The sequence below is a fragment of the Duganella paludis genome (assembly GCF_054461335.1).
Map to the genome: position 1 here is coordinate 5078474 of NZ_CM136922.1, position 22784 is coordinate 5101257.

A 22784-nucleotide genomic window follows, 5' to 3' on the forward strand; every position below is an offset into this window, starting at 1 on the left:
GGGTTTCAATCGAGGTCCACGGGTTCTTGCCGGCGGTTTGCGGTTGCGGCCTTGGTCCTCTTTAATTGCGAACCGCTGCTTTGTCGCGGCTCAGGTTTGGGATTGCCAGAAATCTGAAACCGGCGGCGAAGTCTGAATGGCCTGCTCACGCCGCGAGGATCGGTGAAAAAAGGAATCGCAAAGACCTCGTCGTCGAACAACTCCAAAGTCCAATCCGTGTCGCCGAAAAAAAGAAAGCGGACGGTGTTGGGGGGACGGAGCTCAAGTAATGAGAAAACGCCAGTGGCATACATCCAGCCAAGCTGAGCGGAGTCGACGATATTCAAGCAATCATCGAACAGATAAACGCGCAGCGTCTCTTCGTGCATGATGTCGTCGGTGACAAAAACGAGCAGGAAGTCATGCCATCTAAACGCCGCCTCCAACACTGCGCCGTCGATGATCTTTCCAGTTGGGAGCCCGTGCAGCACCATCTCGCTTTTGGGCATGTCGTCGCTGTGCGGCGTCGCCACTCGGCGCAGTGCAAATTCAGATGTTTGAACGAGCTTCACGACATACTTACCACAGAGAATGGATGCCAAACGCAGCAAGCGTACCACCTACAAACGCTCCTATTGTGACGCAAATGGGCGCACCGGGGCCACACGCGAGACCAGCGATAGCGCCGCCTGCGATACCGCCGCCAATGCCAGCGCTGGTGGATAGCACTTCTTTCCCTGTGGCCGCGACCTTGTCTGTGGATGTGGCGATTTTATATGCTGAGATGCCCAGCGAAATAATGATCAACCCACGTCCTGCATACGACAGCCGCGCCAAGATGGTGCTTACTTCCTGACGTGCGCTCCCGGCGGATCTCACGATTGAAGCGTAGACAAAATTTTTCTGTGAGGCAGACAGCCTTGCGAATACGGCGTTCTCGCCGTAGTGACGCATCGTATGGCGAGCGATGAGCTCGTTTAATGAATAGCCTTTGATCTTGATGGCCTGGGCCATAGCTCTTCCCACCGGCGTACTTCGTCGACGGAAAATCTCCATGACGACATTTCTGGTTTCTTGCGCTTGGTTTGCCGCTTCAGTCCAAGTGATTTTGCCTGCGAGCGCATCACCTTCCAATTTCTTTGCCATTGCCTTGATTTCTCGCGCGTAGGCGAGCCGAGTGGTGGAGTCGATCGTGATATGTGCACCGACATTGGCCACCTGGCTTTCCAGCGCTTTCATGGCCCGGTCGAAGTGAAGTCGGTCGTCAGATCTGGTATTTGCGGAAGTCATGGTGAACACCATTGAGTGAAGAAAGATTACTCAGCTTAGGCCGCTGGAAATAGCGTGATTTGCGCTCGCTCAACCACGAGGTCGTGATTGGAGACACGGAGTTCGAATCCGTGGATCTGGCCGGTGCGAAAGAGGGCACTGTCTGATGTGTGAGGCTGGGCGCGACGCATTGCGGGTCACACTTTTTCGACGGCGCTGCCGTGATCGTGTCCGGTCTATTTCCGGTCAGAGTGGCAGTTTGCCGGCCCCCATTGCGTGGCGGACCGATGCCAGGTCAGTATTCTTCGGGCAGCAGGATCGTGCTTGATGCGCGCGAGGCCTCCGTGATGATCCAGACGCGGATTCTTGGCGCGATTTAGTACGAGGAAAACACGCGAGCGTCACCCGCGACGGCATCGCGGTTCGCCTTGGTGTCGTCGGGCGACAGGTTCGACCAGTCGCCGGTAACGTGACGCTCCAGTAATGTCGCAGGGTTGACGCTGTGGGCCATCAGCGTAGCTTGCGCGCCGGGCGTTATGTAGATGGCACCGAGGCGGAAGGGCGTGGGGGGAGTGTCTTGTTTTTCCATAGTGATTGGACGTCATGGTTCTGGGCGAGCAGGATTTTTCTGCACACCTTGCACACTGATTGGCGGGGGGCTTAGTATCGGTATAGGTTCGGCAATTGGCGCCGAAAAGATCAAGGGAAATAATTCGTGTACTACCTACTAATTACGATAAGCGACGAGGTTTGGGGTCTGGTGACGTATGAGCTTGAGAGCTAACAACGCTGGGCCACAGATTGGCGACCGCGTCCTTGGCGATAGATACACGCTACTTGAACAAGTGAAGGGTTCCGTGGGTTCAAGTCGTATCCTTATCGGACGGAAAGGCGTGTGCCGATACTGCGGCTGTAGAGATGTCGCTAAATTCAAGAACGTATCCCACACGTTTCCCGAATCTCTTGGGAATAAATGGATCGTATCGCTCGATGAATGTGATGGATGTAACAAGGTCTTTTCGATTTACGATGATGCACTGTCAAATAGCGTGAGCCCGTTTTTAACCCTAGGTGGTGTCAAGGGAAAAGACAACAAGATCCGCCAAACAGGGCGATCACAAGGAACGTCGGTGTTATCCCGTCAGGCACCTCATGCTCCATCACGAATTTCTGTTTTACTTCGAGGGGTGAACGCGAGTGAGCACGTGTTTGCGGATCCTGCGACCGGAAAAATCAGGATACTGTACCCGGTTGCGGGTGTTCCATTTAGGCCCTTACATGCCTACAAAGCGCTGGTGAAAATGGCCATCGCGTTGCTCCCTGAAGATGAACTAGAGAATTACAAAAAGCTTCGAGCGTGGATTCTCGACCCGAGTGATAATAGTTGTTGCTCGCTTCTTGAGGTTGGTCTGTCCTTCGCGTCTGTAGGTAACGCGCCTCAGCTTGCTGTCGGTGTTCTGTTGAGGCGCACCATCGAGCACGATGTGCGACCTCGTATTGTTTTTATATTTTCTGCGGGCTCAGTTTGCTTGCAAATATACCTTCGATCAGACAGTCTTGACGACAAACTGCCGTTAAATCTACCGGGAATACTCAGCATCGAGTGGTCGAATGTAATAGTCGGCTCTACAGGTAGCCTAATTCGTTTGAACTATGGCGCGCCAGTTCATATGGACTGGCGCTTGATAGAAACGTGTCCGCAACCTGTGGAGTCAGTCACATTGGATTTTTGTCCGAAGACGTGCGTGGGTCAATTTACGCCAAATTTCCGGAAATGGCCGTAGCAATTTTGTGATTAGCGAAAAACGAGACGGCGCGGTACTTCAGGTTTAGATGTGCGCCGACAGTAGCGGAAGCCGGGGAAAAGCGGCGCGAAGTACAGAATTCATCGCAACAGGTGCCACATCGGATCAAAGTGCAATCTCACCCCAAAACAGCGTGCTCAACTAGAACGTCCGCCAGCTTTTTCTGTTGTTGGTTGGCCGTAGTAATGCGCGACTTAAGTTGGTCGCAAAATGCCATCAATTCCTCCACTTTTGCCACGATGCGATGTTGTTCCGCAAGTGGTGGAATTCCTACGACCAAATTCAATATTTGTTCTCGCGTTACATTTTTCATCGAGCTACTGGTTCCACCGGCTGCTAGAGCGTAATAATTTCTTGAGAACGGCGATAAATTTACAAGATTAATAAATTTATTGCTGCATAACAAGGAAAGGCGAAGTCTAACAATCTTATCCGATAGCATTAGGTTTGGAGGGCAATTCTCGACAACTACACTTCGCGCCACTAGCTCATCAGTATTAGCGCGTGTGATAAGAAAATCGCCAGATTCGACAACACAGTCGAGTTTGGGGGCCAATGTTTTCGGAAGTGCTTTGTTTTCATCAGGCAAAAATTGCCCCCATGACACCGCACTTACTTTAAGCACTCCCCATGAATCTCCTACGCGTGCATGTCCCTCACAGCTTGGACTCCAACCAGCACCGCTCTTTTCGACTAACGTACCTAGTCGGATCCACTCCCAATTTTCTGGCAAATCAAAGGGTTTTTCATCCATACCGATCGTCGCCAGTAGCTTCTCGTTCTTTATCTTACCCTCCGAAACGAGCTTTGCCTTTTCAGCCTGTATGCGTTTGAGTAATTCGCTGGCTGGTTCATCGTTGGCGTCTTGTGCTACCAGTTTCCCCATGACAGCCAGTTGCAGCAAGGTTTGCTTGAGAGCGTCGATGCTTGCTTCGGTGGTGAACAAGGTGTCGAAATGCGCGGCGACGCGTTGCCAGTTGGCTTTGAATTCTGTTGCGCTTTGCGATTGCGTGAGCGTGCCTAGCAGATAGCTGACTAGTTGTTCGTGGGCGTCGGAGGCGTCGCTGTGCTGGGTTGCCAGTTGGTCGCACAGAGCCATCAGTTCATCGACTTTTGCGACGATGCGATATTGCTCCTCAAGTGGAGGTAGTGAAACAATTAAATTCTTTAGTGCGGTACCATTTACATTCGGTTGCCCGGTGCCCATGGAATTGGCCATCAACTGTTGCCAGTATAAGATCGAGCCTAGAAAAACCTTCTTGTATCCTGGTGAGGTTGAAGTTAAATTTCCAATTCTAATTAAATATGATGCGAAAACGGCCTTCTGGTCCAAACCAGTAACCAAGTAAGACTTCCCGATCGTTCCGCCAGTGCGTGCGATCACTATGTCATTATTTTCAAGAGCACAATTGCTTGCGTCTGTAAGTGAAATGCTACACCCCGGAACAGTGGCCCAGTTTACTGAATCATCTTGGATATCAGTTATTCTTAAAAATAGTACATCTCTTGATTCATGGTTCGCTGAATCGGTGTAGCCGTATTGAACTCCGCTGGAAATGGTGCCAAGTCTGACCCATTCCCAACTCGGCGGTATTGGGAATGGGTGTAATTCAGGTGTTACCGCAAGCACTTCCTTCTCGGCCTTGACCTTTTGTTCAGCCAAAAGTTTGCTTTTTTCAATTTGTATGCGTTTGAGCAATCCAATCGCAGGCTCATCGTTAGCATCTTGGGGTACGAGCTTGCCGCGCACGGCGAGTTCCAGAATCAACTCGCGCATTTTCTTGATGCCATGCACGCTCGCGGCATTGCTGGCTGCCCGGCCTCGTCCGGATTTCCTCTCGGTTTCTGCCGCCGTCCAGATCTCGATATGTTCGGTCAGCAATTGCTGAATCTCGCTCATGCCTGGACCTCGCGTTGCAGTGCTTCGGCTAGTACGTCCTTGAGTTCTCCACGAAGCTTGGCGATGTCGTCCTGCATGGACTTGTATTGCGCCAGTAGCAAATCGGGGTCGTGGATTTTCTGCTCGCCGATGTGCGGGTTCTTGCAATCGAGGTTGTAGTTGCGTGCCTTGATTTCTTCTAGGCTGACCTTCCAAGCCTGTTCGTTCTCGACCCGGTGCTTGAAGCCATCCGACTCCGTGCCCCACCACGCTGTCTCGGTATCGAATTCTTCGATCTTCATCGGCTTGGTCTTGTTGTAGCTTTTTACGCCGGGCGGGTAAGGGTGCTCATAGAACCAGATGTGCTGGGTCGGGGTGCCCTTGCTGAAGAACAGCAGGTTGGTCTTGATACCGGTGTACGGGGCGAATACGCCATTGGGCAGGCGGACTATGGTATGCAGATTGCACTCTTCCAGCAGCTTTTCCTTGATCCGCGTTTTGATGCCTTCGCCGAACAGAAACCCATCCGGCAAAACTAGTGCGGCGCGGCCCCCGGCTTTGAGCATTTGCATGATCAATACAAGGAACAGATCGGCGGTTTCGCGAGTACGGAAGGCGACGGGGAAGTTGGTTTCGATGCCGTCTTCCTCCATGCCGCCGAACGGCGGATTGGTGATGATGACGTCGACGCGTTGTTGTGGCCCCCAACTGATCAGCGGGTGGGACAGAGTATTGTCGTGACGGATATTGATCGGCACATCAATGCCGTGCAGGATCATGTTGGTGGTGCAGAGCAAGTGGGGCATCGGCTTCTTTTCGATGCCTAATATGCCCGTTTGCAGTCGGCCCTCGTCTTCGACGGTCTTCACATCTTGCTTACGGATGTGTTCGATCGAGCAGGTTAGGAAGCCGCCCGTACCACAGGCCGGGTCCATCACCTTTTCTCCAAGGCGTGGGTTCACCATACGAACCATGAATTCGGTCACGGCGCGAGGAGTGTAGAACTCTCCTGCGTTGCCTGCGGCCTGCAAGTCACGCAGTAATTGTTCGTACATGTCGCCGAACATGTGGCGCTCTTGCGCCTTGTTGAAGTCTATGCCTTCTTGGATCTTGTTTAAGACTTGCCGGATCAACTGGCCGGACTTCATGTAATTGTATGCATCCTCGAACACAGAGCGGATCACATAGGCGCGCTGGTCGCCACCTTTTGCTTCCAGTTGTTGCAGTGCGGGAAACAAGTCGTTGTCGAGAAACTGCTTGAGCGCTTCGCCGGTGCTGCCTTCGGCGTCTGCCGCCCAGTTTCGCCAGCGGTATTTCTCAGGCAGTGGCGATTTGTAGTTGTCTTGCAGCAGTTCCCATTCGCTCTCGCGGTCGTCAAAAATTTTCAAGAAAAGCATCCACACCAGCTGGCTAAGGCGCTGGGCGTCGCCATCGACGCCGACGTCTTTGCGCATAATGTCTTGGATGGATTTGATAGTGCTGGAAATGCTCATGAAATAGACTGCTTTACTGTGGTGTGTAAGTATGAAACCTTGCTGTTATGCGTAGAGTTGCTGCTCTAGCTCGTGCAGGGCGGTAGTATAGCCTTGCTTGCCGCCGAACGCCGATACCAGTTCGCTGGCTGTGCCCATGTTTTTGAATGGATCAATCGTGAGAATTTTGATGTCTTCGATATTCTCTATGCCGGTGTCGGCGTATTTCTCGAGCAGGGTTTCAAGTACCTTCCGCGCCTGCTCGCCGTACTTAGCAAAATAGTTGCGTTTCTTGACGTTGTCGGCACGCTCACGGCGGGTCAGCGGCGGTTGGTCGAAGGCGACATGGCAGATCAGGTCAAAGGCGTCGAAATGCTTGCCGACTTCTTCTGCCAGCGGTTCGAGCAATACGCCATGCTCTTCCAATTCGCGCAGGATTGCGGCTTTGCGTTCAGTCTTTTCCCAGCGGCGCAAAAATTCATCAAGGGATGAGTAATCCTTGCGGATGGTCTGGCGTGAGTAGTCCTTAAGTGATTCGGTGATCAGCTTGCCTTCTGGTCCGTAATACTGGACACGCTCCGCGACGACATACACCGTTACGTCGCCGAGTACATATTTGACTCGTCCGGAGCCGGGTTCGCCGCTGTCGCTTGGCCCGCCAGTTGTATAGCCGGTGTCAGCACTGCCCGGCATAATAGGCTTGCCGTCTTCGCCAGTTACAATTTCGGCGGGATCATTCTCTGGCGGTACGAGTGAGTCTTCGTCTTTGGGATCGTAGATGGGCTCGCCATCAAATGCGGGATCGGCAAATAGCTCCGTGGCTTTCTTGAAGTCCATGATGGTGAACCAGAACTTGCCGTAGTCTTCATTGATACGCGTACCGCGTCCGATTATCTGCTTGAACTCGGTCATTGACTTGATGTGCTGATCCAGCACCACCAACTTGCAGGTCTGCGCATCGACGCCAGTTGTCATCAGCTTGGATGTGGTGGCAATCACCGGATAGCGTTCTTCAGGGTTAATGAAGTTGTCCAGTTCTGCCTTGCCTTCGATTTCGTCGCCGGTGATGCGCATGATGTATTTGCGGCTTTCCTGAACCCGTTCTGGATTCAGGTTGACCAAGGCTTGGCGCATGCGCTCGGCGTGGTCAATGTCGTCGCAGAATACGATTGTCTTGGCGTAGGGATCAGTTGCCGTCAGGAATTCGGTGATCTTCTTGGCGACCAACTCGGTGCGCTGCTCCAGAATCAGGGTGCGGTCCATGTCGATCTGGTTGTACACGCGGTCTTCGATCATTTGGCCTTTTTTATCTACTTGGCCCTTGCTCGGACGCCAACCCTGCAAGTCTTTATCGAGGTCGATACGCACCACTTTATATGGCGCGAGGAAGCCGTCCTCGATGCCTTGCTTGAGGGTGTAGCTATAAACCGGTTCGCCAAAATAGACAATGCTCGACACATCCTTGGTTTCTTTCGGTGTCGCCGTTAATCCGACGTGTGTGGCCGACGAAAAATACGCAAGAATTTCACGCCAAGCTGAGTCCTCAGCAGCGCTGCCACGATGGCACTCGTCGATCACGATCAGATCGAAGAAATCCGGCGAGAACTGCTTGTAGATGTTTTGTTCTTCCTCGCTGCCAGTGACCGCTTGGTACAGGGACAGGTAGATTTCGTAGCTCTTGTCGATCTGGCGCTTGCTGATCTTGGTCATTGCCGCGCCGAACGGCTTAAAGTCGTTGTTCTTAGTTTGGTCCACCAGGATATTGCGGTCGGCCAGAAACAAGATTCGTTTCTTGGTGCCGGACTTCCACAAACGCCAGATGATCTGGAATGCGGTGTAGGTTTTGCCTGTGCCGGTCGCCATGACCAGCAGAATGCGTTGCTGACCTTTGGCTACCGCTTCCACCGTGTTGTTGATCGCATTTGCTTGGTAGTAGCGCGGCGCACGCCCGCTGCCGTCGTCGTAGTAGGGCATCTCGACCGTTCGGCGCGCTTCTGTTGTGTCCAGGCCCTTCCACTGGCAATAGCGTTGCCAAAGTTCAGTTGGCGACGGGAAGGCGTCCAGCGCCAGTTCTCGTTCGACTTTGTCGGCCAAGCCGGTCCTGTCGTGCATCAGGAAGGCATCGCCATTTGAGCTGAACACAAACGGTACGCCCAGTGTTTCAGCGTAGTTCAGCGCTTGCTGCATGCCTGCGCCGACGCTGTGCCCATTTTCTTTGGCCTCAATAACGGCGATTGGGATATTGGATTTGTAATACAGAATATAGTCAGCGCGTTTTTGCTCGCCGCGTGCATGGAGCTTGCCACGGACGATGACTCGACCCTTGGTGAAACTTACTTCTTCGCGAATCTGCGAATGTAGATCCCAGCCTGCTGTAGTGATAGCAGGTGTGATGTACTTGGTGCAGATGTCGCGTTCGGAAAGACTTTTTTTGTCGGTCATCGGGATATGGGGCCTTGAACGCGCTGGCTATGATGTTTGAGTATATGCAAGATCATAGCTCAAAAGCAACGTTTAGTCGTGGGATTCCTCCCACCACTTCATCCGAGGCAAGCGACCAGAGAGCGACCAGAAACAAAAAAGCCCACGAACCGAAATTCGTGGGCTTTTTTGAGTATTCTTGGTAGGCCGTGCGGGATTCGAACCTGCGACCAACGGATTAAAAGTCCGCTGCTCTACCAGCTGAGCTAACGACCCATAGGTATGAAACCTAGGTTCTTTCGGAATGGTAGGCCGTGCGGGATTCGAACCTGCGACCAACGGATTAAAAGTCCGCTGCTCTACCAGCTGAGCTAACGACCCCCGAAAGAAGCGAGATTATAGGGGAGGTCAGCTCAACTGTCAAATACCCACCGGTAATTATTTCCCGGCCAGGCGTTCCTTGGCCGTCACCGCCGCCGACGAATCCGGGTATTGCTTGATCAAGTCCTGCAGTGTCTTCTTGGCAGCCTTGTCTTTCAGCTCAGTCTGGCAGCTGGCGATGTTCAGCATGGCGTCCGGCGCCTTCGGGCTGTCGCCGTAGTTCTTCAGCACCACCTGCTGGGCCGCGATGGCGGCTTTGCAGTCGCGCTGGGCGTAGTAGGCATTGCCCAGCCAGTATTGCGCGTTGGAGGCGTAGCTGGAGCCTGGGTAGCGCTGCACGAACTCGCCCAGCGCGCTGCCGGCGGCTTTGTAGTCGCCGGCCTTGAACAGCTGCATGGCCGCTTCGTAGTTGCGCTGCTCGTTCGGGTCGACTTGCGCGGTCTTGCCGTCGATGGTCACTTCGCGCGGTTCGAGCTTGCGGATGCGGGCGTCGAGGTCGGTGTAGAAATCTTTTTGGCGTTTCTGGGTGTTGGAGATGTCGTTGGCCAGCACTTCGATCTGGCCGCGCAGCTTGGCGATCTCCTGCAGCAGGTTTTCGTTCTGGCTCACCAGGTCGAGCGTGCTGTTCTTGTCGGACTTGGTGTCGATGCGGGCTTGCAGTTCGGTGCGCATGGCTTCGACCTTGGCGCGCAGGTCGAGCAGGGCGCGGCGGGCTTCGTCGTCGTCGAACAGGCCGGCATGGGCTTGCAGCGGCAGCCAGACGGTCGCGGCCAGCAGGGCGGCGCTCAGGCCGGATTTGGAGAATTTCATCATGTCGGGCGCTTTCACACAAATCTATAAAAAGAAACGGGGCAGGGCGCGGAGAATCTCCGCGCGCCGCCCCGTATTATGCCTGTGACCCGGCAAAAAGGTAGTGCTTTTGATTACTTGTAGACGATGTCTGCACGACGGTTTTGCGCCCATGCTTCTTCGTTCGAGCCGGTGGCCTTAGGCTTTTCTTTGCCCAGCGATACCGCTTCGATTTGCGATTCCGGCACGCCCAGGGTGCTCATGGCTTTGCGCACGGCTTCGGCGCGCTTCTGGCCCAGGGCCAGGTTGTACTCGGCGCCGCCGCGTTCATCGGTGTTACCTTGAACCAGGATCGAACGGGCTTTGTTTTTCACCAGGTAGGCCGAGTGGTTTTCCACTACTGGCTTGCCATCGGCGCGCACGACATAGCTGTCGAAGTCGAAGTACACGCTGCGGTTGGCCAGCACGCCTTTTGGATCGTCCAGCGGATCCAGCGATTTGGTTTCCACTGGCGCGACGGTGCGGGTGTCAGCTTGTGGGGTCACAGCTTTTTCAACTGGACGTTCCACAACTGGTGCCGGCTCCGACACTTTGACTGGGGTCGAGCAAGCCGACAGGATGGCGGCGGTGGTGATGGCGAAAGCCAGGCTGCTGAGTTTACGCATAGTGATTCTCCTTGTAATGATTCGAAATTACTGCATGAACGGACCCCAGGTGGGCTCCTTGATGTTGCCCGCCTGAGTGGTCAGGCGTTGTTTTACACGTCCGTCGACCGAAACCACGGCCAGCGACTTGCGGCTGCCGGATTGCGTGGCGTACATGATGTATTTGCCGTTGGGGGCAAAGCTCGGGGACTCGTCGCTGGTGGTGTCCGACAGGCGCTGCTCCTGGCCGCTGGCCAGGTCCAGCACGTACAGCTGGAAGTTGCCGTCGCGGCGCGAGATGTAGGCCAGCGTTTTGCCGTCCGACGAGATGCGCGGGCTGATGTTGTAGCTGCCGCCGAAGGTCACGCGCTTGGCGTCGCCGCCGTCCGGGTTCATGCGGTAGATCTGCGGGCCGCCGCTGCGGTCGCTGGTGAAGTAGATGCTTTCGCCATCAGCCGACCATTGCGGTTCGGTGTCGATGCCGGTGCTGTTGGTGGCGCGGCGCAGGTTGCTGCCGTCGGCGTTGACGGTGTAGATCTGCGTGTTGCCGCTCTTGGACAGCGCCACGGCCAGCTTGTTGCCGCTCGGCGCCCAGGCCGGCGCCGAGTTGCTGCCTTTTTCATTGGCCACCACGGCGCGCGCGCGGGTGATCAGGTTTTGCACGTAGACCACCGGTTTTTTCTGTTCGAACGAGACGTAGGCGACCTTGGTGCCGTCCGGCGACCACGATGGCGAGATGATCGGCTCGTTCGAGCGCAGCGCCAGTTGTTCGTTTTCGCCGTCGGCGTCGGCCACCATCAGCTGGTAGCTGCGGCCTTCCTGCTTGACGTAGGCGATGCGGGTCGAGAAGGCGCCACGGATGCCGGTCAGCTTGAAGTAGACGTCGTCGGCGATCAGGTGGGCCGACAGGCGGGTGAACTGGGCGGTAACGGCCTTGTCCAGGTTCGAGACCTTGGCTTGCTTGACGGTGTCGAGCAGCTTGTAGCGCACGTCGTAGCGGCCGTCGGCCAGCGCGTCGACGGTGCCGACCACCAGCGCATCGGCGCCCTTGGCTTTCCAGCCGCTGTAGTCGATGTTGTTGACGTCGTTGACCACGCCGGCGTCGATGATCTTGAACACGCCGCTGCGCTCCAGGTCGGCCTTGATGATTTCCGAGATTTTCTGCGGCGCCACGCCTTCATTGGCGAAGCCGGCCACGGCCACCGGGATCTGGTTGCTGCCGACGCCGGAAATTTCAATCCGCATCTGGGCCTGGGCCGTGCCCATGGTGGCGGCGATGATCAGGCCGGTGTAGAGCATAGTGAGTTTTTTCATATCAGTGCATGTCCTTCAGCTTGAAATCCAGGTTAAGTTCGCGTTCTACCGTACCATCTTTTTTCTTGGGCAGTGGTGACGATTTGGCAATCGCGTTTTCAATCGCATTGTCGTAGGCGGTCGAGCCGCTGCCTTTTACCTTGCGCACGCCGATGATTTCACCGGTCGGCAGCTGGGTAATGACGTAGGTCGCGCTCAGGCTGTCGTCCTCGGAACCGTAGACCAGATTGCTCTTGATCTTGGTCCGGATCGCCGCCGCATAGCCGCCGTCGACACGACCGCCGGTCGATTGCGCTGCGCTGCCGGTGGTGCCTTTGGCGGCGGCACCGGTGATGCGGCTCATTTCGGCGGCGAAGGCTTTTTCCTTGGCGGCTTTCTCGGCTTTTTCCTTGGCCAGTTTTTCGGCGGCGGCTTTTTTCTTCTCTTTCTCGGCCAGGGCTTTGTCCTTGGCTTCGTCTTCGGCTTTTTCTTTTTCCTCTTTGGCCTTCTGGTCGGCCTTTTTCTTGGCTTCCAGCTTGGCCAGCTTCTCGTCCGCTTCTTTCTTCAGGCGTGCCTGTTCCAGCTTTTCAGCTTTCTCTTCTTCCAGCTTTTTCTTCTTGATGCGCTGGAGGGCGATTTCCGGATCTTCCTTCGGCTCCGGTGGCGCTTCAACCTTCGGCGCCGGTGGTGGTGGCTTGATCACTTCCGGCTCGGGCTGCGGCTCCGGGGCCGGCTCGGGCGTCGGCGCCGGCGGCGCGGCGTCCTGCACCTTCATGTCCCAGATTTCGGCCTGCACTTCGGTCGGTTCATTGTTCTGCCAGCTGACGCCGACCCACAGGAACAGCAACAGCACGGCGTGCATCACCACGGCCAGCAGGCCGGAGCGGAAACCATCGTGTTGTCGCGGAACCCTGTACGGACCGCCTGCGGTTGCGTGTTTCATTGTCTGCATTTACTTGGTGGACAGGCCTACGCGGGAGATGCCCAGCTTTTTCGCTTCCGAGATCAGTTGAATCACGTCGTCGTACTTGCTTTCCTTGTCGCCGGCGATCAGCACCGGATAGTCCGGGTGTTCGGCGTGGATGGTGCGCAGCTTGCGCGCCAGGGCGTCGCGGTTGGGCGCGGTTTCCGGTGCGTCTTCGCCTTTGCCCTTGATGCCGATCGACAGCGCGCCGTTCGGCTTGAGCACGATCTGCACGTAGTCGCTCGGCGGCTTGGTCGATTTCTCCGCGCGCGGCAGATCGACCACGCTCGGGTCGTTGGCCGATGGCATCACCATGAAGATAATCAGCAGCACAAGCATCACGTCGATGTAGGGCACGACGTTGATTTCGGACTTGAGCTTGCGGCCACGGCCGCCGCGCATGCTGCTGGAGAAGGAAGAGGCCATAGTGATTAACGCGATTGACGCTGCAGAATGTTGGAGAACTCTTCGACAAAGCTCTCAAAACGGATCGCCAGGCGGTCCACGTCGTACGAGAAACGGTTGTAGGCGACGAACGCCGGAATCGCGGCGAACAGGCCGATGGCGGTGGCGATCAGCGCTTCGGCGATGCCGGGCGCGACGGCGGCCAGGGTGGCTTGCTGCACGTTGGCCAGGCCACGGAAGGCGTTCATGATGCCCCACACGGTGCCCAGCAGGCCGATGTACGGCGACACCGAGCCGACCGAGGCCAGGAAGGCCAGGTGCGATTCTAGCGCATCCATCTCGCGCTGGAAGGCGGCGCGCATGGCGCGGCGCGCGCTGTCGAGCACGGCGCCGGCGTCCATGTCTTCGCGGCTAGCGGTGTAGGAGGCTTTGCTCTTGATGAACTCACCCATGCCGGCTTCGAAGATGCGGGCCAGCGGGCCGCTGTTGGCGCGGTCCTTGCCGGCGTTCTGGTGCAGGGCGTGCAGGTTGCCGCCGGCCCAGAAGGTCTTCTCGAAGTCCACCGTCAGGCGGCGCGCGGTGCGGATCGCGAACAGTTTGCTGAAGATGTAGGTCCAGCTGGTGAGGGAGATGACGAACAGCAGCGCCATGATCAATTGCACGATCAGGTGCGCATTGGTGATAAGGGCCAGGAAAGAAAGGTCTTGAGTGACGTTCATTGTTTATCAGTCTGTTTTGGTGTTGTGACGCATTTTGTCGGCGACGACCGCCGGGACGGCGCGCGGACGCAGAGCGGAATCGACGCAGCCTACCTTCACCCGCGCCGTGTTCAGCAATAGTTCGCCGCGCCACGCTTCCTGATGGAAAACGATGGAGGCGCGGCCGATCTTCTCGATACTAACCGTTAATTTTAGTTCATCATCGAGCTTTGCGGGCGCATGATACTCTGCGCTGACGCTTTTGACGACGAACATGGCGTCGTGCTCGGCCAGCAGGGCGTGCTGGTCTACGTGAAGGGCGCGCAGCCACTCGGTGCGGGCGCGCTCGAAGAACTTCAGATAGTTTGCGTAATAGACGATACCGCCGGCGTCGGTGTCTTCGTAGTAGACCCGGACGTTCCAGATGAAATCTGCAGGCATGTTGTTTTGACTACTAGTGTAATTGAGCAAGATTCTACGCGATATTGTTGTTTTGGTTGAACTTTATCAACTGGCGCGCAAAGGTGCCTGACGAGAGTAAAGCGTTTTCCTGCTTGTTTGCCAAGGATTGTAACAATGGCTTACGAATTGTGGACTATGCCGTCATTCCTGCGCAGGCAGGAATCCATGGAACGAGGGCTCAGCATGGATTCCCGCGTGCGCGGGAATGACGCTACAGGTTGCGCTTGATGTTCAGCGGACCGTAGCCTTGGCAGGTCGGCATCATCTCGATGCGGTTGATGTTGACGTGCGCGGGCAGGGTGGCGACCCAGTAGGCCGTCTCGGCGATGTCTTCGGCCGTCAGCGGCTGGGTGCCTTCGTAGACCTTGGCCGCCGCCGCATCGTCCTTCAAACGCACGTTCGAAAACTCGGTGCCGCCGCACAGACCCGGCGCCAGGTTGGTCGCGCGCACGCCGGTGCCTACCAGGTCCGCACGCAGATTCAGCGTGAACTGCTCCACAAACGCCTTGGTCGCACCATACACATTGCCGCCTGGATACGGCGTATCACCCGCCACCGAACCCAGATTGATCACCGTGCCGCGACCACGCTCCACCATCCCCGGCAGAATCGCCCGCGTCATCGCCACCAGGCCGCTGATGTTGGTGGCGATCATGGTATCCCAGTCCTCCAGCGACGAAGTGTGGGCCGGGGTCACGCCCAGCGCCAGGCCGGCGTTATTCACCAGCACATCGATTTCGCGCCATGCCGCCGGCAAACCATCCAGCGCCGCTTTGATCGACTCCCGGTCGGTCACATCCAGCACCACCGGCAGGGCGGCGTCGCCCAGTTCGGCCGCCAGGGCCTGCAAACGGTCCTCACGGCGGCCGCTGATCAGCACTTTGTGGCCATTTTGCGCGAAGATGCGGGCCATCGCGGCGCCGAAGCCGGCGGTTGCGCCGGTAATGAAGACGATCATGATCTGTCCTTGTGTGAGGTGATATTGCGTAGGGAGGGTGGCAAAATTGTATCCGTAAATTCCCTTAGATGCAGAATTGTCAATAAAGCAACGCGTTTTCTTGCTCAAATCTGGCGCATCAAATACAATCTGGCTTCCATTACGTCTCACGTAACTGGCGAAAAGCTGGAAAAATGCGCAAAAACGCTCCGTAACGGTGCGTTTTGCTCAGCCGGCGAAAGGTGGGTCTCCACCGGGAAACGTGAGATTTCAATAGCCGTTCGCCTGGGCAGCCCTCGATGGAAAGCACGAAGAGGCTGCCGGTCCGCTATGGCTTCTCTCTTTCGATCCAACTGCCAGTAACACAAGCTACTCATCCAATTGGAGTTTTTTCATGTTCGCAAAAGATCACACCCTCGCCAGCGTTGACCCGGAATTGTTCGGCGCGATTCAAAACGAAAACACCCGCCAGCACGATCACATTGAACTGATCGCGTCGGAGAACTACACCTCGCCAGCCGTCATGGAAGCGCAAGGTTCGCAACTGACCAACAAATACGCCGAAGGCTATCCAGGCAAGCGCTACTACGGTGGCTGCGAGTACGTGGACGTCGTCGAGCAACTGGCCATCGACCGCGTTAAAAAACTGTTCGGCGCGGAAGCAGCCAACGTGCAGCCTAACTCGGGCTCGCAGGCCAACCAGGGCGTGTTCTTCGCCGTGCTGAAACCAGGCGACACCATCATGGGCATGTCGCTGGCCGAAGGCGGCCACCTGACCCACGGCATGCCGCTAAATATGTCCGGCAAATGGTTCAACGTCGTTTCCTACGGCCTGACCGCTGCGGAAGACATCGACTACGACGCCATGGAAGCGCTGGCCAAGGAACACAAGCCTAAGCTGATCATCGCCGGCGCTTCGGCGTTCTCGAAAAAGATCGACTTCGAGCGCTTTGCCGCCGTTGCCAAAGCTGTTGGCGCGTACTTCATGGTCGACATGGCGCACTACGCCGGTCTGATCGCTGCTGGTCTGTATCCTAACCCGGTGCCACACGCCGACTTCGTCACCTCGACCACGCACAAATCGCTGCGCGGCCCACGCGGCGGCATCATCCTGATGAAGGCCGAACACGAGAAGGCCATCAACTCGGCCATCTTCCCTGGCATCCAGGGCGGCCCGCTGATGCATGTGATCGCCGGTAAAGCCGTGGCTTTCCAGGAAGCGCTGCAGCCTGCGTTCAAAGAGTACCAGCAGCAAGTGGTGAAGAACGCAGACGTGCTGGCCAAGACCCTGATCAAGCGCGGCTTGCGCATTGTGTCGGGCGGTACCGAGTCGCACGTGATGCTGGTGGACCTGCGTCCTAAGAACCTGACCGGTAAGGAAGCGGAAGCGATCCTGGGTTCGGCTCACATCACCACCAACAAGAACGGTATTCCTAACGATCCGCAGAAGCCATTCGTGACTTCGGGCGTGCGTCTGGGCTCGCCGGCGATGACCACCCGTGGTTTCAAGGAAGCGGAAGCGGAACAAGTCGGTAACCTGATCGCCGACGTGCTGGATAACCCGCACGACGCGGCCACCATCGAGCGCGTCAAAGCGGCGGTGAAGGTTCTGGCTGACAAGTTCCCTGTCTACGCCAAGTAATACCAACGCACGTCGTTCCCGCGAACCCGGGAACCCATACGAGCATGCGTTCTATGGGTTCCCGCCTGCGCGGGAACGACGGCACTAAAGTAAGCGCTTATGAAATGTCCGTTTTGCCAGCATGAAGATACCCAGGTCCTCGATACGCGCGTATCGGAGGAGGGGGACGCCATTCGCCGGCGCAGGCGCTGCGGTAAATGTGATAAACGATTTACCACGTATGAACGCATCGAACTGGTGATGCCATATGTGGTCAAGAAGAACGGCAGCCGCACCGAGTACGCCTCGGCCAAGCTGCGCGGCAGTCTGGAGCTGGCCCTGCGCAAGCGTCCCGTGGCCGCTCCTGCGGTGGACGCCGCCATTGCCTCGATCGAGGAAAAGCTGCTGACCAGCGGTCAGCGCGAAGTGGAAACCGGCTACATCGGCGAGCTGGTGATGCAGGAACTGAAGCGCCTCGACAACGTGGCCTACATCCGCTTTGCCTCCGTCTACAAAAACTTCGAAGATCTGGCCGAGTTCCAGAACGCGATTGCCGAAGTTGGCCAAGAGCGTAAAGTCCCGCGTAAAAGCTAGCATACTGCTGGCGCACTATTGATACACCTCATACACTCTGCTGTAGCCGCTGCTAACTTCTAACGCAGTCTCCCCGACTTGCGGAGGTGTGCCATGCGCGCACGCGGCTATACCTTGCCGGAAATCCTGATTGCGGTGGTGGTGCTCGCCCTGGGCATCATCGGCGGCGTCGCGTTGCAAATGGCGGCGCTGCGGGCGCGGCATCAGGCGGTGCTGCTGTCGCAGGCGACGCACATGGCCGCAGCCCTGGCCGAACGCGTGCGCGCCAACCCGGCGCAGACCGATCTCTATCTCACCCTCAACTACGACGCCTACGCCGAGCCGGTGCCAGGCGCGCCGGCTGCCTTGTGCCATGGCGATGCCTGCGCGGCGGCGCAGTTGGCGCTGGCCGATATGTACGAGGCCAAGCTGATGGTACGCCAGTCCATGCCGGCTGGCCGCGTGGCGGTCTGCCGCGATGCTGGTGTGTGGAGCGGCGGCAAGCTACGCTGGGCGTGCGAGGGTGGGGCGGCTTCGCCGCTGGTGGTGAAGGTCGGCTGGCGCGGCAAGAATCCCGATGGCACCCCGCTCAAGGATGCCGCCGGCGAATATGCGCCCGGCGTGGCTTTGGCTGTGGGAGTGGCGCCGTGAGCCGCGCGCGCTGCAACGGCTGGGGACTGGCCGAATTCCTGATCGCCATTGCGCTGGGATTGGTGGTGAGCTTGCTGGCGAGCGGCTTGCTGATCGCGTCCGGCGGCGGTTCGCGCAATCACAGCGAATCGCAGTGGCTTGGCGATGGCGGCCGCTATGCCTTGCGCGTAATGGCGCAGGCGATACGGCAGGGTGCCTACATCAATTGGGATAGCGATGTGGCGCCGCCCGAGCTGGCGACGGCTTCGGTGGACGGGCTGGATGCGGCCAGCATCAGTCGCGGCAGCGATGGCATCAGCGCGCCGTTGCCGGCGGTGGCCAACGGCAGCGATGTGCTGGCCTTGCGCTTTTCCGGTTCCGGCGACGGGGCGAATGGTGATGGTTCGAGTGTGAACTGCGGGGGCTTCGGCGTGGCTGGCGGTGTGCAGGGCTGGAGCATTTTTTACGTCGCGCTCGATGCGGGTGGCGTACCGGAGTTGCGCTGCAAGTACCGCAGCGCGGGCGGTTGGGGCGCCGATGCGATTGTGCGCGGTGTGGATTCGTTTCAGGTGCTGTATGGCGTCGATAGCGATGTGCCGATGGATGGCGTGCCGAATACGTATCTGAATGCGACGGCGGTGAAGGCGATCGATGGCTGGAAGCGCGTGTGCTCCATCAAGCTGGCCTTGCTGCTGCATGGGGAACACAACACGCGGGCCGATACGGTGGACGGGCGTTACGACTTGTTCGGGCCGGCGTATTCCGAGGCGCATGGGGATGATGTTGGTGTGCGCGTGGTGGAGGGGCAGCTGCCGGCGTCGCAGCGGCTGCGGGCGCGGCGGGTATTTGGGATGACGGTGGCGTTGCGGAATCGGGATGGCTGAATCATGGACAGGCAACGGGGAATCGCGTTGGTGGTCAGCCTGGTGTTGCTGATCATGGTGATGCTGTTGGGGATGTCGGCGGCGCAGTTGAGTCTGCAGGGCGAGAAGGCTGCGCGCAGCGAGCGCGATCGGGATGTGGCGTTTCTGATGGCGGAGGATGCCGTGAAGAATGCGGAGCGGGAGATCGAGGGCGGCGGCGGTCCGTTTGCGGAGGATTGTGCTGCCGGCAGATACGAGCGGACGGCGCGTGGGGAAACACCGGTTTGGCAGCGAGTGGATTTGTCGGGCGGTGCCTGTGCGGTGACGAGCGGTGCGGACTTTGCGCCATTCAGGAAGCCGCGTTACATCGTTGAGCGGATGGTGTGTCATCAGGCTGGTGACGATGCGTCTGCGGGCGCGCCGCCGAATTATTGTTACCGCGTGACTGCAATCGGATTTGCCTCCGCGCCGGAGATGGAGGTGGTGCTGCAAAGCGTGTACAGCAAACCGGAGGAGGCGCCATGAACGGAATGAGATGGCGGTGCGTATGGATATTCGCCACCGCGGCTATGCAGGCCCAAGCCGAGCCGGCCCTGATTGAGCTGGACAGTTTGCCCATCACCGCCGCCTGTCGCCCCGGCGTGCCGGCTGCGCCCACGCCACAACCGCCGCCCGCGCCGCCCGCGCCCTCGCCGTCGCCGCAGGGACTCGCAGGCACAGCCGAGGGCGCGCCGTTGTTGCGATCTGCGCCGCTTGCCGGCGCGCCGTCTTCAACGAGCTCGGGCGACCTGTATCAGGCCACGATGGACATTGCTGACTGGGGCGGACATTTTTCCCGCTATATATTGCCCGCTGGTGCGGCAGGCGCAGGCGGTACATCTTCTCTCGCCTGGGATGCCGGCGCAACCCTGAGCGGCACCGCCGGTCGCCCGCCGGAGCCGCTGCCGGCACAACGCCAGATCTACACCGCCATCGTGCAGTCCGGCGGCGCGCTGACGACCATCCCGTTCACCTGGAGCGCCTTATCCACCGCACAGCAAGCGCTGCTCAACCTTGACGACCTCGCCGGCGAACAACGCCTCGCCTATCTGCGCGGCGACCGCTCGCTGGAAGGCATCCAGTTCCGTCGCCGCAGCAGCGTGCTGGGCGATGCCGTCCACAGCACGCCTGTCTACGTCGGCACTACCGACCACCGCGCCGCCGTCTACCTCGGCGCCAACGACGGCATGCTGCACGCCTTCGACGCCACCACCGGCATCGAACTCTTCGCCTACGTGCCGGACGCGCTGGTCGCCCAACTGCACCACCTGACCAATCCAGCCTACACCCACCGCGCCTACGTCGACGGGCCGGCCAGCGCGGCGGAAGTTCCTTTCGGCGGCACCAAGAAAACCATACTGCTCTCTGCCATGGGCGGCGGCGCGAAAGGCGTCTTCGCACTGGACGTCACCGATCCTCGAAACTTCGCCGGCGCACTGTGGGAATTCACCGACCGCGACGATCTCATGATGGGCAACGTCACCACGCTCCCGCAAATCGCCAGGCTCCGCGTGCGGAAAGACGTTTATCGATACTTTGCCATCATCGCCAGCGGCGTCAACAACGGAGGTGATGGCAAGGGCGCCTTATTCCTGCTGGCACTCGACAAGCCTCACAACGAAAACTGGCAGCGCAACAGCAACTACTACCGCATCATCACGCCCGTCTCGGACCCCGCGCTGACCAATGCGCTAAGCGCGCCAGTCCTGGTGAATGACAGCGACGGCGCGCTACGCTATGCCTACGCCGGCGATCTGCAAGGCGCGCTCTGGCGCTTCGACTTTAGCGGCAGTGCGCCGTGGGATAAAGCCATCGGCAAGCCCTTGTATATGGCGCGCGATGCCAATGGAAGGCGCCAGACGATCATGCAGCAGCCGTTGCTCGCTTATACCAACTCGGGCGGCTACATGGTGTTGTTCGGCACCGGGAAATTAATCGAGAAGGCCGACCGCAGCGCCGCCACCGCAAGCACGCAGTCCTACTACGCCATCATCGACAGCCTGCGAACGCCAATCGAGTCCATCACCAGCCGCCGCCAACTGACGCAACGCTTTCTCGATAGTCGCGATGGTCCCTTGGACCCGGGCAGCAAAGGCTGGTACGTGGACTTTGTGCAGCCTGCCGAACGCAGTGTGCAGCCCGGCTTGCTGGCCGATGGCGCGGTACTGTTCAACACCGTCCAACCAGGCGCTGACTTGTGCAGTCCCACGCACAGCCGCAGCTACGTGCTGAATGTCACCACTGGACTGGCGAAGGATGGAAATATCATCACCGCCACGCCGAACCAGGAGGTGATCGTGAGCTTGCCGGTGCCGGGCTATGTGCCGGCGCCATCGCTGCTGCCGCAATCCGTCACGCGTGGCGAGCGCGATGCGGCGGGCCACGTGAAGCAGGAAAAAACGTATTCGGTGGTGCAGGTGACCGGTGCGGGGCAGGTGGCCGTTGTCGGCAGCATGCGCGCCACGCGACGCGTCGGCCGCCTCAGTTGGCGTGAGATCATCAACTGGCGCGAACTGCACGAGGCCACAAAATGAAACGCTCCGGCTTCAGCCTCATGGAACTCCTGGTGGCGTTGGTGATTGTTGCCGTGTTGGCTGCCTACGCAACGCCTGCTTACCAGCAGCACATCATCCGCACGCGGCGCGGTGAAGCGCATTCCGCGCTGCTGAAGCTGATGATGCAGCAGGAGCGATTTCACTCGCAGCACAACACCTACGTCGAATTTTCCGCTGGCGGCGGGGATGAGGAGGCGCGTCAGTTTCAATGGTGGAGCGGCGCCAGCGCGCCGACCAGCGCCTACGAAATCGAAGGCAAGGCCTGCGATGGCGAGTTGATCTCGCAATGCGTGCAAGTGATCGCGCGTCCTGGCACGGCATTAGTGGACAGCCGGTTCCGCGACGACGACTGCCGCATGCTCACGCTCACCAGCACCGGCCTGCGCCTGGCGAGCGGCCCCGCAGTGGGATGCTGGCCATGAACCCGTCCATCGATATGGCCTCCGCCACTGCTCCCTCCGCCATCACCTCCGCCGTGGCCCCGGCCGCCGCCGCGCGGGGCGCGCGATCATGCGCCCGCAGCGCCTATCGCCTCGGCCGCGCCCGCTGCCCGAGCTGCGGCTACGTCGCCGGGCTAACGCTAATTGAGCTGCTCGTCGTCCTGGTGCTGGCCGTCATCCTGCTAGGCGTGGCCGCGCCGGCGTTTCAGCAAACGCTGCAGCGCCTGCGCGTGCAAGCCGCTGGCAACGACCTGCAAGCCGCCATCAACCTGACCCGCTCCCAGGCCATGGCGCGCGGACGCAAAGTCCTGATGGCGCCCCTGGAACCGGCCGGCGCCAACTGGCAAAGCGGTTGGGCCGTCTTTGTCGACACCAACAGCAACCGCCGCCCGGACCCCGGCGAACCGCTCATCTACCGTCACGACAAGCTGCGCGACGACGTGATCATCACCTCCCGCTTCACCTCCGGCGGCGCACCTACCTACATCGCCTACAACGCCGCCGGCCGCACCTGCCGCGCCGACAACAGCCTGACCGCGCGCTGGGGAACGCTCTCCCTCACGCAAGGCGAACACGCCCGCAACGTCATCATCAACATGTTGGGCCGCGTGCGCGTCTGCGATCCCAAGGTGGAACCCTCTAACTGCAGCAGCGCGACGGACTGA

22 protein-coding genes, 2 tRNA genes and 1 riboswitch are annotated in these 22784 nt (G+C 58.5%); of the genes, 8 read left to right on the forward strand and 16 right to left on the reverse strand.

All coding sequences use genetic code 11. From position 1 onward, the window contains the following. Nucleotides 1-5: 5 nt before the first annotated feature. The 16 genes from ACXZ1M_RS22385 to ACXZ1M_RS22460 all read right to left on the reverse strand — a co-directional run bounded on the left by ACXZ1M_RS22385 (nucleotide 6) and on the right by ACXZ1M_RS22460 (nucleotide 15419). Complete coding sequence (locus tag ACXZ1M_RS22385; RefSeq protein ID WP_459049822.1) at nucleotides 6-590, reverse strand: hypothetical protein; 585 nt, start codon at nucleotides 588-590, stop codon at nucleotides 6-8. Beyond that, a complete protein-coding gene (locus tag ACXZ1M_RS22390) occupies nucleotides 559-1218 on the reverse strand; it encodes a hypothetical protein (protein ID WP_459049823.1) in 660 nt (219 codons plus the stop codon). The genes ACXZ1M_RS22385 and ACXZ1M_RS22390 overlap by 32 nt, the downstream gene beginning before the upstream one ends. 406 nt (nucleotides 1219-1624) lie before the next feature. After that, on the reverse strand, nucleotides 1625-1837 hold the full coding sequence (locus tag ACXZ1M_RS22395; protein WP_459049824.1) for a hypothetical protein: 213 nt from the start codon (nucleotides 1835-1837) through the stop codon (nucleotides 1625-1627). Between the two features lie 1334 nt (nucleotides 1838-3171). After that, nucleotides 3172-4953, reverse strand: a complete 1782-nt coding sequence (locus ACXZ1M_RS22400; protein WP_459049825.1) for a restriction endonuclease subunit S — start codon at nucleotides 4951-4953, stop codon at nucleotides 3172-3174. After that, nucleotides 4950-6425, reverse strand: coding sequence for a type I restriction-modification system subunit M (locus ACXZ1M_RS22405; protein ID WP_459049826.1), 1476 nt, complete (start codon nucleotides 6423-6425; stop codon nucleotides 4950-4952). Before ACXZ1M_RS22405 ends, ACXZ1M_RS22400 begins: the two co-directional genes overlap by 4 nt. Before the next feature lie 45 nt (nucleotides 6426-6470). Next, the gene (gene hsdR, locus ACXZ1M_RS22410; protein ID WP_459049827.1) at nucleotides 6471-8846 is read right to left on the reverse strand and encodes an EcoAI/FtnUII family type I restriction enzme subunit R; all 2376 of its coding nucleotides are present in this window, start codon (nucleotides 8844-8846) and stop codon (nucleotides 6471-6473) included. A 179-nt stretch (nucleotides 8847-9025) separates the two neighbouring features. After that, nucleotides 9026-9101: transfer RNA gene (locus tag ACXZ1M_RS22415), tRNA-Lys, on the reverse strand. 29 nt (nucleotides 9102-9130) lie between these two features. Beyond that, a tRNA-Lys gene (locus ACXZ1M_RS22420) sits at nucleotides 9131-9206 on the reverse strand. 57 nt (nucleotides 9207-9263) lie between these two features. Continuing rightward, entirely contained in the window at nucleotides 9264-10019 is a 756-nt protein-coding gene (gene ybgF / locus ACXZ1M_RS22425; RefSeq protein ID WP_459049828.1) for a tol-pal system protein YbgF, read from the reverse strand. A 110-nt stretch (nucleotides 10020-10129) separates the two neighbouring features. After that, nucleotides 10130-10660: a peptidoglycan-associated lipoprotein Pal gene (pal, locus tag ACXZ1M_RS22430; protein WP_459049829.1), complete on the reverse strand. Its 531-nt coding sequence runs from the start codon at nucleotides 10658-10660 to the stop codon at nucleotides 10130-10132. A 27-nt stretch (nucleotides 10661-10687) separates the two neighbouring features. Then, complete coding sequence (tolB, locus tag ACXZ1M_RS22435) at nucleotides 10688-11953, reverse strand: Tol-Pal system beta propeller repeat protein TolB (RefSeq protein WP_459049830.1); 1266 nt, start codon at nucleotides 11951-11953, stop codon at nucleotides 10688-10690. Between the two features lies 1 nt (nucleotide 11954). Beyond that, nucleotides 11955-12875 carry a cell envelope integrity protein TolA gene (gene tolA / locus ACXZ1M_RS22440; RefSeq protein WP_459049831.1) on the reverse strand — a complete coding sequence of 307 codons (921 nt, stop codon included), beginning with the start codon at nucleotides 12873-12875 and terminating at the stop codon, nucleotides 11955-11957. A gap of 9 nt (nucleotides 12876-12884) precedes the next feature. Further along, complete coding sequence (locus ACXZ1M_RS22445; protein WP_459049832.1) at nucleotides 12885-13322, reverse strand: ExbD/TolR family protein; 438 nt, start codon at nucleotides 13320-13322, stop codon at nucleotides 12885-12887. A gap of 5 nt (nucleotides 13323-13327) precedes the next feature. Then, on the reverse strand, nucleotides 13328-14020 hold the full coding sequence (gene tolQ / locus ACXZ1M_RS22450; protein WP_459049833.1) for a protein TolQ: 693 nt from the start codon (nucleotides 14018-14020) through the stop codon (nucleotides 13328-13330). A 6-nt stretch (nucleotides 14021-14026) separates the two neighbouring features. After that, entirely contained in the window at nucleotides 14027-14440 is a 414-nt protein-coding gene (gene ybgC / locus ACXZ1M_RS22455; RefSeq protein ID WP_373991268.1) for a tol-pal system-associated acyl-CoA thioesterase, read from the reverse strand. A 232-nt stretch (nucleotides 14441-14672) separates the two neighbouring features. Continuing rightward, a complete protein-coding gene (locus ACXZ1M_RS22460) occupies nucleotides 14673-15419 on the reverse strand; it encodes an SDR family NAD(P)-dependent oxidoreductase (protein ID WP_459049834.1) in 747 nt (248 codons plus the stop codon). A gap of 140 nt (nucleotides 15420-15559) precedes the next feature. Further along, a riboswitch (ZMP/ZTP riboswitch) is annotated at nucleotides 15560-15696 on the forward strand. A gap of 96 nt (nucleotides 15697-15792) precedes the next feature. Here ACXZ1M_RS22460 and glyA point away from each other — a divergent pair. From glyA to ACXZ1M_RS22500, 8 genes are all read left to right on the forward strand, one after another. Beyond that, nucleotides 15793-17040: a serine hydroxymethyltransferase gene (glyA, locus tag ACXZ1M_RS22465; protein WP_110849852.1), complete on the forward strand. Its 1248-nt coding sequence runs from the start codon at nucleotides 15793-15795 to the stop codon at nucleotides 17038-17040. 99 nt (nucleotides 17041-17139) lie between these two features. Further along, the gene (gene nrdR / locus ACXZ1M_RS22470; RefSeq protein ID WP_373991271.1) at nucleotides 17140-17613 is read left to right on the forward strand and encodes a transcriptional regulator NrdR; all 474 of its coding nucleotides are present in this window, start codon (nucleotides 17140-17142) and stop codon (nucleotides 17611-17613) included. 93 nt (nucleotides 17614-17706) lie between these two features. Beyond that, entirely contained in the window at nucleotides 17707-18243 is a 537-nt protein-coding gene (gene pilV / locus ACXZ1M_RS22475; RefSeq protein ID WP_459049835.1) for a type IV pilus modification protein PilV, read from the forward strand. After that, nucleotides 18240-19106 carry a PilW family protein gene (locus ACXZ1M_RS22480; RefSeq protein WP_459049836.1) on the forward strand — a complete coding sequence of 289 codons (867 nt, stop codon included), beginning with the start codon at nucleotides 18240-18242 and terminating at the stop codon, nucleotides 19104-19106. The genes pilV and ACXZ1M_RS22480 overlap by 4 nt, the downstream gene beginning before the upstream one ends. A 3-nt stretch (nucleotides 19107-19109) precedes the next feature. Further along, on the forward strand, nucleotides 19110-19610 hold the full coding sequence (locus ACXZ1M_RS22485) for a pilus assembly PilX family protein (RefSeq protein WP_459049837.1): 501 nt from the start codon (nucleotides 19110-19112) through the stop codon (nucleotides 19608-19610). Next, a complete protein-coding gene (locus ACXZ1M_RS22490; RefSeq protein WP_459049838.1) occupies nucleotides 19607-21658 on the forward strand; it encodes a pilus assembly protein in 2052 nt (683 codons plus the stop codon). Before ACXZ1M_RS22485 ends, ACXZ1M_RS22490 begins: the two co-directional genes overlap by 4 nt. Next, nucleotides 21655-22101 (forward strand): type IV pilin protein, encoded by a 447-nt coding sequence (locus tag ACXZ1M_RS22495; RefSeq protein WP_459049839.1) that lies wholly within the window; start codon nucleotides 21655-21657, stop codon nucleotides 22099-22101. The genes ACXZ1M_RS22490 and ACXZ1M_RS22495 overlap by 4 nt, the downstream gene beginning before the upstream one ends. Further along, nucleotides 22098-22784, forward strand: coding sequence for a GspH/FimT family protein (locus tag ACXZ1M_RS22500; protein WP_459049840.1), 687 nt, complete (start codon nucleotides 22098-22100; stop codon nucleotides 22782-22784). The genes ACXZ1M_RS22495 and ACXZ1M_RS22500 overlap by 4 nt, the downstream gene beginning before the upstream one ends.

Bases quoted from the DNA above. Each gene is read 5' to 3' on its own strand.
- ACXZ1M_RS22390 (WP_459049823.1), bottom strand. From the start codon at position 1,218: ATGAAAGCGCTGGAAAGCCAGGTGGCCAATGTCGGTGCACATATCACG.
- ACXZ1M_RS22395 (WP_459049824.1), bottom strand. From the start codon at position 1,837: ATGGAAAAACAAGACACTCCCCCCACGCCCTTCCGCCTCGGTGCCATC.
- ACXZ1M_RS22400 (WP_459049825.1), bottom strand. From the start codon at position 4,953: ATGAGCGAGATTCAGCAATTGCTGACCGAACATATCGAGATCTGGACG.
- ACXZ1M_RS22405 (WP_459049826.1), bottom strand. From the start codon at position 6,425: ATGAGCATTTCCAGCACTATCAAATCCATCCAAGACATTATGCGCAAA.
- hsdR (WP_459049827.1), bottom strand. From the start codon at position 8,846: ATGACCGACAAAAAAAGTCTTTCCGAACGCGACATCTGCACCAAGTAC.
- ybgF (WP_459049828.1), bottom strand. From the start codon at position 10,019: ATGATGAAATTCTCCAAATCCGGCCTGAGCGCCGCCCTGCTGGCCGCG.
- pal (WP_459049829.1), bottom strand. From the start codon at position 10,660: ATGCGTAAACTCAGCAGCCTGGCTTTCGCCATCACCACCGCCGCCATC.
- tolB (WP_459049830.1), bottom strand. From the start codon at position 11,953: ATGAAAAAACTCACTATGCTCTACACCGGCCTGATCATCGCCGCCACC.
- tolA (WP_459049831.1), bottom strand. From the start codon at position 12,875: ATGAAACACGCAACCGCAGGCGGTCCGTACAGGGTTCCGCGACAACAC.
- ACXZ1M_RS22445 (WP_459049832.1), bottom strand. From the start codon at position 13,322: ATGGCCTCTTCCTTCTCCAGCAGCATGCGCGGCGGCCGTGGCCGCAAG.
- tolQ (WP_459049833.1), bottom strand. From the start codon at position 14,020: ATGAACGTCACTCAAGACCTTTCTTTCCTGGCCCTTATCACCAATGCG.
- ybgC (WP_373991268.1), bottom strand. From the start codon at position 14,440: ATGCCTGCAGATTTCATCTGGAACGTCCGGGTCTACTACGAAGACACC.
- ACXZ1M_RS22460 (WP_459049834.1), bottom strand. From the start codon at position 15,419: ATGATCGTCTTCATTACCGGCGCAACCGCCGGCTTCGGCGCCGCGATG.
- glyA (WP_110849852.1), top strand. From the start codon at position 15,793: ATGTTCGCAAAAGATCACACCCTCGCCAGCGTTGACCCGGAATTGTTC.
- nrdR (WP_373991271.1), top strand. From the start codon at position 17,140: ATGAAATGTCCGTTTTGCCAGCATGAAGATACCCAGGTCCTCGATACG.
- pilV (WP_459049835.1), top strand. From the start codon at position 17,707: ATGCGCGCACGCGGCTATACCTTGCCGGAAATCCTGATTGCGGTGGTG.
- ACXZ1M_RS22485 (WP_459049837.1), top strand. From the start codon at position 19,110: ATGGACAGGCAACGGGGAATCGCGTTGGTGGTCAGCCTGGTGTTGCTG.
- ACXZ1M_RS22490 (WP_459049838.1), top strand. From the start codon at position 19,607: ATGAACGGAATGAGATGGCGGTGCGTATGGATATTCGCCACCGCGGCT.
- ACXZ1M_RS22495 (WP_459049839.1), top strand. From the start codon at position 21,655: ATGAAACGCTCCGGCTTCAGCCTCATGGAACTCCTGGTGGCGTTGGTG.
- ACXZ1M_RS22500 (WP_459049840.1), top strand. From the start codon at position 22,098: ATGAACCCGTCCATCGATATGGCCTCCGCCACTGCTCCCTCCGCCATC.